We start from the raw sequence: 12,691 nt of genomic DNA on the forward strand, positions 1-12,691 counted from the left end.
GTCCGGTCTGGGCTGTGGCCTCGGCGAGGATCGCCATCTTCTGCTCGTAGGAGAGGGCGCCCTCGGGGTGGGCGACCGGGCGTACGACTGCGGCACGCTGACCAAGTCCCGGTCGGTCGTCCTCGCCGAGCAGGGGGACCTGTCCAGGGGGATCCGCCGCACCCCCGACGCCTTCACCTGCGCCTCCGAGCTCGATCGGGAGCACGCACGGCGGTGGGCGCAGCTCAGTGGGGTCCAGGCCGCCTACGGCGGCCGCCGGCGCGGGTCCGGGACGGGTTCGATCCCTCTCTGTCAGCCTTGGGTGAGACGTCCCGCTTCGACGGGTTAGCCTTAGAGGGCACCGACAGGAGAACCCCCCTTCATGACCAGCACCAACCCCGCCGGATCCGATCCGGCCCCCAGGCCGAAGCGCCGCTCCTTCAGCCCCGAGTACAAGCTGCGGATCGTGGCCGAGTACGACGCCGCGCCCAAGAACGAGAAGGGTGCGGTCCTGCGCCGCGAGCGCCTGTACCACTCACACGTCACCGAGTGGCGGGCCGCGCGGGACGCCGGGGCCCTGGAGAAGCTGGTCGACAAGCGCACCAGCCCGGCCCGGCCGAAGAAGCCGGCCGCCGAGGCGGAGAACGAGAAACTGCGCCGCCAGGTGGAACGGCTGGAGAAGGAACTGGCCCGGAACAAGGCCGCGCTGGAAGTCATGGGAAAAGCTTCCGCGCTCTTGGAAATGATCTCCGAGAGCGCGGACTGAAGTCTGACGCCGACCCGGTGGCCGACGACGCATTCAGCGGCGTCGAGGCAGAGTTGGGCATCACGGCGGCGTGCCGGCTGACCGGCCGATCGAGGGCCACCCACTACCGCCGGCTGCGGCCCCCACCACCGCGCAGGCCCCGCTCGCCGCAGGTCCAGCCCTCGGCTCTGGCAGTCGAAGAGCGGGCTGCGGTACTGGAGTTGATGAACAGCGACGAGTACGCCGAGCTTGCGCCCGCGCAGATCTGGGCCCGCGAGCTGGATGCCGGGCGCTACCACTGCTCGGTTTCAACGATGTACCGGATCCTGCGCGAAAAGGGGCAGACCGGCGAGCGCCGCCGCCAGGCCACCCACCCGGCAAAGGCGGTGCCCGAGCTGGTCGCCACCGGCCCGTCTCAGGTGTTCACCTGGGACATCACCAAGGCGGCCGGACCGGTCAAGGGCGTCTGGTATCACGCCTACGTGATCATCGACATCTTCAGCCGGTACATCGTCGGCCACACCGTCGAGCGAGCCGAATCGGCGGAGCGGGCCGAGGAGTTGATCCGCGAGACCATCGCACACAACGGGATCGTGCCCGAGACCGTGCACGCCGACCGCGGCACCTCGATGACCTCCAAGAAAGTCTCCCAACTGCTGATCGATCTGGGCGTCACACGGTCGCACTCGAGGCCGAAGGTCTCCAACGACAACCCCTACAGCGAAGCCCACTTCAAGACCACGAAGTACATGGCGGACTACCCCGACCGCTTCGATTCGCTGGCCCATGCCCGCGAGTGGTTCGACGCGTTCATCGCGTATTACAACCATGAGCACCGGCACTCCGGCATCGGCTGGCACACCCCCGCCTCCGTGCACTTCGGCACCGCCGAGGAGGTCCGCGATCAGCGCGCGGTCACCCTCGCCGAGGCATACGCCCGACACCCCGAACGCTTTGGCCGCCGCCCCCGACCACCCCAGATACCCCAAACGGCCTGGATCAACGACCCGGCCAAGCGCAGACAACCGGCACCACAGACCTCATAGCGTCACGGCCGTCTCACTGGACTTGAAATCTTCCGGGCCGATCCCCGGACGCCCTGGCCCGGGTGGCCTTACGGTTCATCCTTCAGCAGGTACCGAACGCCGTGGTGGTCGCCGGCATCGGTGACCACCACGGGGCCGGGCACGATCTGCGCTTCCTCGGCCAGCCGCTGTCTGCTCACGAGCTCGCGGTGATCGATGACGTGTTCTCCCGCATCCGGACCGTGATGATCCAGCCCGAGGGACGCACCCCATCCATGGAAATCAACGCGTGATCGGCCGTTTGGCTCAGAGGGCAACTCCGTTGCGGAGGTAGCGCGGGACACCATCGTCCAAGACCTGCAAGGCATGGACGGCCCGGGCACGCTGGCGCTCCGGCAACAGCGGCATGGCCTGTACGGCCTCGAAGAAGTGGTGCTCGGAGATCTCCTCGTCGCTCGGCTTCAGCTTGGCAGCCTGCTCTGGTGACAGGACACCGGCATCGAAGACGAACCCGAGGAGGTCGTCCCACGGGCCGTGGGGCCCGACCCAGTCGACACACAGGAACCGCAGATCGGCGACCGTCAGGCCGAGCTCCTCCCGGAGCTCCCGTCGCAGGGCATCCTCTGGGGCCTCGTTGTCCTCGGCCATGCCGCCGGGAAGGTCCCACCCGTCCTTGTAAGTCGGGTTCACCAGAAGCAGCCTCCCGGCCTGGTCCCGGATCAGGGCGTCCGCGGCCGCCCGCTTCCGGGCCTGCCGAGCGTTTCCCTCGGCCAGGTAGGCGTCACGGCCGGGCTCACCCGGCATGGGTGCATCGTTCACTGCGGACCTTCCGGGAGCGCGAGACTGCCGAGCAGCAATCTACGGTGCTGCGCCGTGACGGTCATCAGCGCGAGGAGCTCACGGACCTCGGAAACCTGACGATGCTGATCGAAATCAGCTTGCAGTGACGCGAGTTGACCGCTGAGCCGCAGGGACGTCACCGACTGGCAGGCGTTCAGTAGTTCCATGCCGACCGAGCACGCCGCGTCGAGCTGCCCTTGCGCGAGCAGGACTCGAGCCAATGTGACCTGCCCGAACGCCCGGCTGCGGACCCGGCTCGCGTCACGCAGCGCCAAGGCGCGCGCTGCCTCCTTGGCCGCGTCCTTGAGCGCGCCAAGATCCAGAAGGACGGAAGCGCCTTCGCTGGCAAGCGCCGCGTCATCGAACGGAGCCACCCACCTGGACGCCGGCGCAGTCCGCGCGAGAACCAGGGCTTCCCGTGCCGCGTCGAGCGCTCGCTGCGCCTCCCGCCCGGAATGGAGCTGGGCGAGCGCCCGGGCTTCCATTGCGTGGAGGCGGGCCGCGAGGGTCGGCACCGGCGGGCCGCCGGCGAGGCGGGCGAGCCCGCTGCGTGCGAGATCGGCGGCGACTTCGACCTGATTGGTCTGCAGGGCCAGGTGGCTCATGCCGGCCAGCACGTTCGCGCCCGCGGTCACATCGGTCAGGCTCTGCGACAGCCGAAGGGCGCGGTCGAAATGCCCGGACGCCAGGTCGTCTCGCCCGGCATCGTGAGCCATCCACGCCGCCATCTCCGTGAGGACGACCGACGCACCGAAGGCGCCCTCACCGTCGTCGCGGCTGTCCGCCGCACTGAAGAGGGCCGGTGCGACAACCGTGTTGAGGTAGTGCACCACGGACCGGTACACGTGCCCGCCGCCGAGCTGGCGGTCCGCGAGCCGGAACGACTCCATGGCGGCCAGATGCGGCGACACCACCGAGTCGACGACAACTGCGGCCGCCCCGGTGTCGGCCTGATGCCCGGTCTCCGGCCCCAGCAGGCCAAACAGCTGCTCGGCCGGCTCGCCGAAGAGGTGCTCCAAGACCCGGCACGTCGCCTGCCGCGGTAGCCCCTTGATATCCCCGATCATCCAGCGATCCCAGGCGGACCGCGAGACGCACACGGAAGCGAGGGAGGCGGTGCCGTCGAGCCGGGCCACCTCCCTGGCCGCCCGCTCGAAGTGCACCGTGAACGTCTCGTAGATGCGCAGGCGGTGCGCCTCGACCACCTCCGGGAAGCGGATTGCCCTGCGCATCGTCGCCTACCTCCCTCAGATGCCCGTGCCGAAGCCGAGGAGGGGCACGTCGTACAGTTCCGCACTGCGCCGCCGCGTCAGCGCTGGCCCCTCGGCGTCGCCGACGACTTCGACGATGGGGATCTCGCAGATGAACTGCACCGTGGCGCCGAGCAGGTGCGACACCCGCCCCTCGGCCGACTTCCCCTTGATGCCGGCCGCGACGTGGATGTGAGGGGCCAGGCAGTCCTTATCCGTATCCCAGGCGAGCGTCCCGCCGCCGAGTGCTTCGAGCACCTCGATGGTGATCTCCTCCCACAGGGGGGCCTCGGGGTCGCCGAGGGGTTCGCACGAGCCCACCAGCCGGGCCGAGCGGAGACCACCGACGAACGTCGGGATGTACCCAGCCCGGATGTCCTGGTCCGCGCAGAACTGCTTGAGGCCTTCCAGGAGGTCTTCCCCGTGGTCGAGGGCGAGCACGAACTGCCTGCCGGTGCGGACCTGGGCGTAGCGCATGGTGAGGGACGTCCTTCGTGCTGGTCGGGGCAGGATCAGGAGTGGTCGAGGAACGCCTTCGCGATCTCCGGGCGGGGCGTGCCTGCGGCAAGGAGGGCGGTCAGGAGCAGGCGGGCCTTGTAGGGGTCGAGGGTGCCCGCACTGATCAGGCCGCGGGCCAGCAGGTCGCTCTCGGAGCCGGGGAAGGCGTAGGTCGAAGAGAGGACGGGCCCGGTGCCGATGCGGGAGGCCAGGATGACGGGCATCGCGGTCGCCAGCGCTTCGAGCTGGCCGCACCAGGTCTCGGGGACGTGACCGGCGCCGAACGCGGCCACCACGAGTCCGCTCACCTCGCCCTCCAGCCCCTTCAGCAGCGTTCCGCTGCTGCCCAGGGACGCGGTGACGATCTCCACCTGCGGCAGGGTGCCGACCGGTAGCGGTACGGGCGCGATTGGACTCAGTGAGCGGTGGAACCGAGCCGTTCCTTCCGCCACGTGGCCGAGGGGGCCGGTGTTCGGGGATTCGAATGCTCCCGGGCTGGTCGTGTGCATCTTCCGTACGTTGCGGGCGGCATGGATCTCGTCGCTCAAGACGACGAGGGCCCCGGTGCCCCGAGCCTCCGCACTCGCAGCGGTCTGGACGGCGGCCAGGAGGTTCGCCGGGCCGTCGGCGCCCGCCGTCGCGGCATTGCGCATGGCGCCGGTGAAGACCACCGGTGTGCTGCCCTGGTAGTAGAGGCCGGTCAGGTACGCGGTCTCTTCGAGGGTGTCGGTGCCCTGCGTCACCACGACCCCGTCGACGCTCTCCCGGTCGGCCCGCTTCAGTCGGTTCACGAGGCTGACGATGTCGCTGAACGCTAGGGAAGCCCCGGGCATCTGCCGGAAGTCCTCCACGGTGACCTCGGCGGCGTCTTGCAGGCCGGGCACAGCGCCCACCAGGTCGGAGCCGGTCAGCGTGGGCGTGACGCCGGATGCCGAGGCGGTGCGCGTCATGGCGATGGTGCCGCCCATGGTGAGCACCAGGACGGTGCGGATCGGGTCACGGTCAGGGGAGAGCACGAAGGACCTTTCAGGCGGAACGACAGCGCGAATGGAACTCATTGGGACGAGGTGAGCTTGCCGAGGAAGAGCAGGGTCTCATCCAGCGCTTCCACGGTCAGTAGACGGCTGCGGGGTCGAACGAGGCCTACCACTCCGTACTCGCCCAGAGCGTGACACCGGGTGGTCAACCAGCCCCAGTCCAGGTCCAGGTAGTCCGCGAGCGACCGCAGCCGGCTCGCCGGGTCCTCACCCACCAGCACGTCGGCGCCCTGCGCGTCGGCGAACACGGAGGCGTAAGTACGCAGCTCCCCGCGGGCCGATGTGCTGCCGGCCGCCCACAGCGCCCCGCCGGGAACCCGTCCCCAGTTGGCAACGACGGCTCGCTGACCGGGGACCAGAGCCACCCCGTCCACCTCCGAGTACTCCGTCTTCGAGACCACCCTGACCCGGATCCCGAAGCGCTCCATGAGGGCGATCGCCAACAGCAGCAGGACCCTCTCGTACCTCTCGGAGCGCGCCACCTCGGCCTCGGGCAGACAGAAGACCCGGACAGTCTGGGACGCGGTGCCGTGGAATCGTTCGAGGGCTTGGAGGTAGTCCAGCTTGTGCTTGAAGAACAGCCAGCAGGCCGCCTCCTCCCCGGTCTGCTCACGGGTCCAGAAGATCGGAACTTCACTTGCATCGGCCAGTTCCTGCTGGATGTGCCGGGCGCAGAACGCCGACCCCATCCAACTGCTGCCGACGGTGGTCAGGTCAACCAGGAGCTGGCTGGGCGCCGATCGGGGCAAGGAGAGGTAGGTATCGAGAAGGTGCTGCTCGGTATCAAGGGCCTGATCATCGGACAGAAGGCTGTCGTCGAGCTGGGTGAGTGCCCAGAGAATGCCGTAGGAGAGGTCGTCAAGGAGGTACGCCGAGGGAATCGACAGAGCGCCAGTGGCAGACGGTCCGGGCCGAGCGGGCCTCCGAGCAGCTGCGGCGTCGCGAACGTACAGGTTCACGTCGTCCTGTCGCTCCTCTACGCCGACGAGGAATCCGCGGCGCACCGGCCGTAAGAACCGCTCCAGGTCCCGCAGCCCATCCTGGCTCAGGTCGTGCGCGTCGGCATCGTCACCTCGCCTGATAACGGGAAGGAGGTGCACTGCGGCGCTGGTGCCGTCCAGGCGCTGACGTCCGGCGATTTCCCAGATCCCCGCAGGTCCGCCGGCGGGGAGCAGCAAGGTAGACGTGGGCCAGCGCGACTCGATCCGCGCGGCCACCGACTCCAGCGCCGCCGTTGACTCGCCCGCGCCGGGCGCCGGGCTGAACAGTTCTTCGACGGTGTGCCCAAGCAGGCGTTCCAGGATCTGTGCTGCCTCACCGCGGGGGCGGCCGTACCACGTGCCCGAGGACCACCTGTCGAACGTGGTGCGCCCTACACCTGCGGTGGCCAGCCGTTGGTTGCCGGTCTCCCTGGCGAGCTCCCGGCCGGTGACCGTGAAATGGACGCAGAACGCCTCCCAGCCGAGAAGGTCACGGTCTTTCAACAGGAGGCTGAACAGCGTCCGAGGCATCGCGGCGGCTCCTCCCTGGGCGAGTACGGGCAGCAGAGCAGCGGAACGGTCTCCACGCGTGGCGACGAGCGCTGCACACTTCGTGACCCTGGTTAGGATGCTCCCTCAGGCAAGCCGTTCGCAATATGGTCGCGCAAATTGCTCGACCATATTGCTTGTAGGCAGCGCTACGAGCCGTCAGACTGGCCACCATGCCAGAAGCGAAGACGCCGTGGTCGTTGACCCTCAGCGAAGTCGGCCTGCGCCTTGAGGAGTTGCGGGAACGACGCGGCCTCACCCAAGGCGACGTCGCAAGCCACGAAGTGTTGCGCCGACGCGGCATCAAGATCGACAAGAGCGGGCTGAGTCGACTGGAGCACGGACAGCGCCGCCGTGTTGCCCGCGACCTCGTCGAAGCGCTGCTTGAGGTCTACCAGGCCAATGCCACCGAGTGCTCCGAGATTCTGGCCCTCTTGGGCGCGGACACCACACCGGCTGGCCGACCACGCCCCGCGCTGTGGCGGCGCAATGCCAACCTGCTGGGCCCCATGCAGTTCGAGGGCTTCCTGCTGATGGAGCGTCGAGCCGACAAGGCCTCGAACTACGAACGGGACATCTGGCCGGGACTGTGTCAGAACGAGGACTACGCCACGATCGTCATCGCCCGGATGCGGCCCGAGTTGCGCCCCGCCGAGGTCAAGGCTCTGGTTGACGTCCGAATGGACCGTCAAAAGCAGGTACGGGACGGCGCACTCGTAGAATTCCACGCCCTCGTGGACGAGCGTGCGCTCCACCTCACCATCGGCGACCAGGCGGTGGCCCGACGGCAGCTGGAGCGTGCGCTGGAGGAGTCCGAGGACCCCCGCAACACCATCCGCATCCTGCCGGAGACAGTCGGACTGCACCCGGGTTCCGCAGGCCCGTTCGTCGTCATGGCCTTCCCCGAGGCCGCCCGCCAGGTCGTGTGGGTGGAGACGATGGTCAGTTCGCTGTACTTCGACGGGGAAGAAGATGTGCAGCGCTACACAGCGATTTTCGCCAACCTGTGGGAGCAGGCGCTGGACCCCGACGAGACGCGCAGGCGCCTCAAGAAGAGGATCAAGGAGCTAAAACAGTGACAGAAAAGCCGGACCCGGCCTCGTTCGACCAAACGTCGGTCGAATGGACGGTGTCCAAGTACAGCGGCGGCGGCGGAAACTGCGTGCAGGTCGCGGTCGCGGACGGATACGTCCTGATCGGCGACTCACAGAACCCGGATCGCCTGCCTCAGGTCTTCACCCCAGCCGAGGCCAAGGCCTGGCTGCTCGGCGCGAAGGACACGGACTTCGACTTCCTGCTCGATCTGTGATCCCGTCCTGAAGCACCGCACGACAACGGGCCGGCCCCACGGTAGATGGGGCCGGCCCGCACGTTTCTGCGTTGGTTACTCGAGGACACGACCACCGTCCGCTGTCCGCGCCAGCCAGGAGCGCGGGGACCATGAGACTGAGGTCGTCGCGCGCATCGAGGCGGCCATCACTGCGGGAAGGCTGCTGAGTCTCTGGTGATGGCGCCCTCCTGCCCCACCCACGCGACGGGCGATGCCACCCCTGTCCGTTACGGTCGAGCTATCGCGCCGCAGGTCACGGCCGTGTACGTGCCGGAGGAGTGGCCTCATGCCCGATGTGCACCCCAGCCACAGCGGTCTGCCGTCGCTGTACGTCGCCGAGGTTACCGGTTTCCGCGGTCGATGGGCGATGTCGGTCGTCGGCGCTGACCGCGATGTCGTCGCGAGGCCAAACGTCGACCTCGGCCCCGCGAACGTCCTTACCGTGGCGCACCCTGATGATCCGGGGCGATACCTGATCGCCATCGACGGCGAGGTGCCGGTGCTGCCCCGGGAAGGAGCCGCCAGGCACCTGGAGGAACACGGCTTCGTGGTGGCGGCCAGCGCCCGCGCCGACGTAAGCACCGATGACGGCTGGACTCAGATTGCCGCCGCGCTGTGGACTGCTCCCTGCCAGCCAACTGTCTAATCGCCACAGGCGCATACGGTGCGGATCCTCCCGAAGGCGTTCCAGCTCGCCCGGCCAGGGCACGGATGATAGCTATCCCGGGAGCCGTCACGGGTCTACGTGATGACGGCCGAGAGCTAGATTGCGACCCACCTGGGGACCGCGCCGAGCGCGTCTATGATCGATGCATGCCGTCGCCCCTTCCCACATCTCTTGCCGTGTCCGACGCCATCACCCACTACCGCCAGCTGCGCGAGCTGACCATCGACGAGCTGGCCTACGTGCTCTTGATGCTCGGTCACCCGATCTCGGCCGACGCCCTCGCGGAGATGGAGCGATGTGCTCGCCCCGTGACCGTCGACGATCTCGTCGCGATCGCCTATGTGCTCGACACGACCCCCGCGGTGCTGCTGTCACACATCCCCATCGACATGCCGGAACCCGAGGGGCCTTTCGCCACCGGGCTCCCGAGCGATGTCGACCAGACCGAGCTCCGTGCCTGGCTCGAGGGTAAGACCACGCTCGACCGCCAGTCGCGGGTGAGCTGGTGGAACGAGCGACTCGCCCGTCTCCGGGTCCGCGCAGCACACCACGAAGAGCAGCTGCAGGGTGCGTACGCAGAACTGCGCGAGCTCGGCGACCTGGCAGCCCAAGAAGCAGACGCCCCGCCCGTGCAGCGTCTGCAGTGGCGCATCCAGGACGGCGAACACGCGCTCAATCAGTCCGAGGTCGCGCTAGCGCTGACTGAGCATCGGCTCGACAACCTCCGAGAAGGCGCCTGACAGGCGGTCCCGGTCAGCCAAAGTCACCTATCCATAGGTTATTTTGACTGGCCTTCTATCTCAAACCGACTATCCAGGACGAACGAAGGGAGAACGCCATGAGCATCACCAGGACCGCACGTAGGACGCGGGCCAAGATCGCCGTGTCCATCGCGGCCCTGGCCGCGGGCTCACTCATACTCACCGCCTGCAGCGGAAGCAGCGACAGCGCCAGCAAGCTCGACGGTACCTACTACGTCAAGGACGTCAACGGCACGTCCGAACTCGGCCAGCTGGTCGTCAAGGGCAACAGTGTCTCGCATCATGAGTACACCTGCGATGGTGTCTACGAGAAGCCGGGCGTGACCAGCACCGGCGAGTTCAACAAGGATCAGTCCCAGATCATCTGGACGGTCGCCGGAGAGGACAGCCGCAACAAGCGGACTGGCAGCGAGTCCGTCTCAACCAGCGACACCTCGATCAGCATCAGCGGTAGCGCGTACGTACGTGACAACTCCGATGCCGGCAAGGCTCTGCTGGACGGCTTCAAGGTCAAGTGCGGGAAGTAACGTCGACGTCTCGCTCGGCCGGCAAAGCAACACAGAACCCCGTGGACATCGCGTCCACGGGGTTCTGTCTTTCCCCGGCTGATCAAGCCTCTGACGTCTACTCCTGAAGCTGCTGCGCCCGGTACTCCTCGATCGTCTCCGGCGGCCGGCCGTACTTCGGAGCATGCTGCTCGACGAAATCGAGTTCGGCCCACGCTGCCGGCCTCCGAATCCTCGACTGGGCCACCACGACGAACACCACGGCGCTGACGCCGATGTTGGACAGACACCACCCAGTCAGCAGCACCATCAGCACCACAGGCAGATCATCCTCGATCGCCATGGTGCCCAAAAACGCCCAAGCCTGCGCCGTTGACCAGAAGGCTCGACACGTACCCCTCGAACGTGCCGGCCAGACGCGCCGGAGTCCGCGGCTCGTCGCGATACCGCACGGCGCGCATCATCTCGCCGACGAACAGCACGGTGGTCACGGCCGCCACAGTGCTCAGTGCCAGCTCGCGGATCCCGGTGATCCACCATCGCGCCGAGCGCCACCAGCCACGCGGGAACTCGCCGCGAAGCCTCGATCCGAGCCTCATGCTCCCCTCCTTCTCCTCACGCTGCTCAAAGGGAGACGCACCCGGTGAGAACGATCATCGCGATCATCCTCACCTGGTGCGTCAGCCCTCCACGCTCGCCCTCGACCGGACGATCAGTCCTCCTTGCGCCGGCCCCGGCGGAGGCCACCGGCCGGCCTCTGCTGCGGCTCCGGGGTCTCCACGCTCTGAGGGGCCGGATCGGCAATCCGGCGCGGACGAGGACGCGGAGCCGGAGCCTGCCGCGGCGAAGGAGCCGGTGCAGGAGCCGGCGGCCGCGGAGCCTGAGCCCGCGGGGCAGGCGTCTGGCGCGGCGTCGGCGTCGACGCCTGGATCGAACCCGGCTGACGCGCTGCCTGCGTCCGAGCCGGAGTCCGCGTACCAGGCGCAGCCGGAGTCTGATCCGAAGCCGAAGCGGCCACGGAACGAGGATCCGACGTGCCAGCTCCCAGCTGCCTCGGGGCAGGGGTGCCCTGAGCGGAGCGCCTCGGACGCGTGCTCGGCGCGGCCGGCTTCCCGGAAGCAGGAGCCGGGGCAGGCACAGCGTCGCCGCTGAAGCGCTGCGGCGCAGCCTGCTGGTTGCTGCCCTGCTGGCTCTGCGCACCCTGGGAACCCGTGCCGAACTGCGTCGGGCCCTTCTGACCGGCGACAGCCTTACGGTCTCCGCTGGTCGGAACAGAGTCGGTGCTACCCGCACCGCTTCGGCCCTGAGCGCCACCGCGAGAGCTCGACGGATCCGTGGACGAGGCCAGAACCTCACCGGGGATGACCTTGTTGCCGTCCGAGGTGTACCCGAGGTTCGACAGGCCGCCCTGGTTGCTCAGACCCTGCGCCGTCTGCTTGTCCGAGCGCGAGCTGCCCGCTCCACCACTCGTCAGCTGCAACGGACCACCCTTGTCGTCGGGCCCGTCGCCCTGACCGGGCGCGCCCTGAGCACCGGCGGGACCACTGCCGCCCGGCAGAGCCTTGACGTCGTCACTGCTGCCGCCGGAGCCACCACCACCAGGACCACCATCCAGCGCCGGGCTGTCCGGGCCATCCGGTCGATCATGGCCGCCACCCCCGAGGGCCGGCTGCTGCTGACCAGCGGTCAGCGCCGTGGCGTCACCGTTCGTGCCGCCGGCGTTCGTCGACGCCGTCTTGCCTGCGGGCTTGCCCGTGCTCGGGGACGCCGGACCGCTGGTCTTGCTGTTGAACCCGTTGGCGAGCTTGTTGCCCATGGCCATACCCGCGCCAGCCCCTGCACCCGCGGCCAGAGCAGGCATCAGCCCGCCCTTGTCCGGCTTCGGCGTGGTGTTCGTCTCGAGGAACTTGTCCACGAGCTTGGTGACCACCTCGTCCATCGCCTGCAGCACAGTCTTGCGCACCCGTAGCAGGGCGAAGGTGATGCCCGTGATCACCAGCGAGGAGATCAGGGTCAGGATCACCACGATGATCCCGCCGAGCGCAGCGCTGCCCCACAAGCCGCCCGGGCTCATGAAGCTCGACACGGGTCCAGCCATGATGTCCGGGACCGAGATCAGGAACTCCGAGACGAACTGGTAGATGAACAGCGTGATGAGGACCTCCAGGATCAGTGCCATGGAGTAGACGATCACTTTGGCGATCGCCTGCATCGCGCCCAGCGTCGCGAACGGCACGGCGGCCACCAAGCCGAAGATCCGCTTGACCGAGCCGGCCAGCATGCCGATGGCGTACCAGAAGCCGAGCAGGACGATGGAGCCCAGGACCGTGGCCGCGTTGCTCCAGTACATGAACTTCGCCGGCCCCGTACCCACCTGGCTGACGGCCATGTGGTTCTCGCGGGTGAACCCGCTGGTGGCGTTGTTCGACGAGTACATGGTCAGCGAACATTTCTTCACATGATCGATCACGCGTCCTAATTGCCCGAATTGTTACTCACCAAATCGTGATCTTTCCCTAAAGGC

General features: G+C 68.0%; 16 protein-coding genes. 8 read left to right on the plus strand and 8 right to left on the minus strand.

All coding sequences use genetic code 11. The features are described 5' to 3' along the window. The first annotated feature begins 361 nt into the window (after positions 1-361). From ACU6WZ_RS03350 to ACU6WZ_RS03360, 3 genes are all read left to right on the plus strand, one after another. Entirely contained in the window at positions 362-745 is a 384-nt protein-coding gene (locus ACU6WZ_RS03350) for a transposase (RefSeq protein WP_447028573.1), read from the plus strand. Positions 746-762: 17 nt separating this feature from the next. Beyond that, positions 763-1,770: an IS3 family transposase gene (locus ACU6WZ_RS03355; protein ID WP_447031631.1), complete on the plus strand. Its 1,008-nt coding sequence runs from the start codon at positions 763-765 to the stop codon at positions 1,768-1,770. Between the two features lie 101 nt (positions 1,771-1,871). After that, the gene (locus ACU6WZ_RS03360) at positions 1,872-2,042 is read left to right on the plus strand and encodes a hypothetical protein (RefSeq protein ID WP_447031632.1); all 171 of its coding nucleotides are present in this window, start codon (positions 1,872-1,874) and stop codon (positions 2,040-2,042) included. 13 nt (positions 2,043-2,055) lie between these two features. Here the strand turns inward: ACU6WZ_RS03360 and ACU6WZ_RS03365 are convergent, their stop codons facing one another. From ACU6WZ_RS03365 to ACU6WZ_RS03385, 5 genes are read right to left on the minus strand one after another with little or no spacing between them, the layout of a single operon-like run. Next, complete coding sequence (locus ACU6WZ_RS03365; RefSeq protein WP_447031633.1) at positions 2,056-2,553, minus strand: NUDIX domain-containing protein; 498 nt, start codon at positions 2,551-2,553, stop codon at positions 2,056-2,058. Positions 2,554-2,564: 11 nt separating this feature from the next. Next, a complete protein-coding gene (locus ACU6WZ_RS03370; RefSeq protein WP_447031634.1) occupies positions 2,565-3,821 on the minus strand; it encodes an NsdA family TPR-like regulatory protein in 1,257 nt (418 codons plus the stop codon). A gap of 15 nt (positions 3,822-3,836) precedes the next feature. Then, on the minus strand, positions 3,837-4,316 hold the full coding sequence (locus ACU6WZ_RS03375; RefSeq protein WP_447031635.1) for a PPC domain-containing DNA-binding protein: 480 nt from the start codon (positions 4,314-4,316) through the stop codon (positions 3,837-3,839). 35 nt (positions 4,317-4,351) lie between these two features. After that, a complete protein-coding gene (locus ACU6WZ_RS03380; RefSeq protein ID WP_447031636.1) occupies positions 4,352-5,395 on the minus strand; it encodes an asparaginase in 1,044 nt (347 codons plus the stop codon). Then, positions 5,392-6,885: a hypothetical protein gene (locus ACU6WZ_RS03385; RefSeq protein ID WP_447031637.1), complete on the minus strand. Its 1,494-nt coding sequence runs from the start codon at positions 6,883-6,885 to the stop codon at positions 5,392-5,394. Before ACU6WZ_RS03385 ends, ACU6WZ_RS03380 begins: the two co-directional genes overlap by 4 nt. A gap of 191 nt (positions 6,886-7,076) precedes the next feature. Here ACU6WZ_RS03385 and ACU6WZ_RS03390 point away from each other — a divergent pair, with 191 nt between their 5' ends. The 5 genes from ACU6WZ_RS03390 (at position 7,077) to ACU6WZ_RS03410 (ending at position 10,188) form a co-directional block, all read left to right on the plus strand. Continuing rightward, entirely contained in the window at positions 7,077-7,982 is a 906-nt protein-coding gene (locus ACU6WZ_RS03390) for a DUF5753 domain-containing protein (protein WP_447031638.1), read from the plus strand. Continuing rightward, positions 7,979-8,212 carry a DUF397 domain-containing protein gene (locus ACU6WZ_RS03395; RefSeq protein ID WP_447031640.1) on the plus strand — a complete coding sequence of 78 codons (234 nt, stop codon included), beginning with the start codon at positions 7,979-7,981 and terminating at the stop codon, positions 8,210-8,212. Before ACU6WZ_RS03390 ends, ACU6WZ_RS03395 begins: the two co-directional genes overlap by 4 nt. A gap of 307 nt (positions 8,213-8,519) precedes the next feature. Further along, the gene (locus tag ACU6WZ_RS03400; RefSeq protein ID WP_447031641.1) at positions 8,520-8,879 is read left to right on the plus strand and encodes a hypothetical protein; all 360 of its coding nucleotides are present in this window, start codon (positions 8,520-8,522) and stop codon (positions 8,877-8,879) included. 197 nt (positions 8,880-9,076) lie between these two features. Further along, positions 9,077-9,640 (plus strand): DNA-binding protein, encoded by a 564-nt coding sequence (locus ACU6WZ_RS03405; protein ID WP_447031642.1) that lies wholly within the window; start codon positions 9,077-9,079, stop codon positions 9,638-9,640. A 98-nt stretch (positions 9,641-9,738) separates the two neighbouring features. Beyond that, a complete protein-coding gene (locus tag ACU6WZ_RS03410) occupies positions 9,739-10,188 on the plus strand; it encodes a hypothetical protein (RefSeq protein WP_447031644.1) in 450 nt (149 codons plus the stop codon). 97 nt (positions 10,189-10,285) lie between these two features. Here the strand turns inward: ACU6WZ_RS03410 and ACU6WZ_RS03415 are convergent, their stop codons facing one another. From ACU6WZ_RS03415 to ACU6WZ_RS03425, 3 genes are all read right to left on the minus strand, one after another. Then, positions 10,286-10,510 carry a hypothetical protein gene (locus ACU6WZ_RS03415; protein ID WP_447031645.1) on the minus strand — a complete coding sequence of 75 codons (225 nt, stop codon included), beginning with the start codon at positions 10,508-10,510 and terminating at the stop codon, positions 10,286-10,288. Then, on the minus strand, positions 10,494-10,766 hold the full coding sequence (locus ACU6WZ_RS03420) for a hypothetical protein (RefSeq protein WP_447031647.1): 273 nt from the start codon (positions 10,764-10,766) through the stop codon (positions 10,494-10,496). The genes ACU6WZ_RS03415 and ACU6WZ_RS03420 overlap by 17 nt, the downstream gene beginning before the upstream one ends. Before the next feature lie 113 nt (positions 10,767-10,879). After that, entirely contained in the window at positions 10,880-12,637 is a 1,758-nt protein-coding gene (locus ACU6WZ_RS03425) for a hypothetical protein (RefSeq protein WP_447031648.1), read from the minus strand. Positions 12,638-12,691: the final 54 nt, after the last annotated feature.

Source organism: Streptomyces hypolithicus, assembly GCF_052934925.1.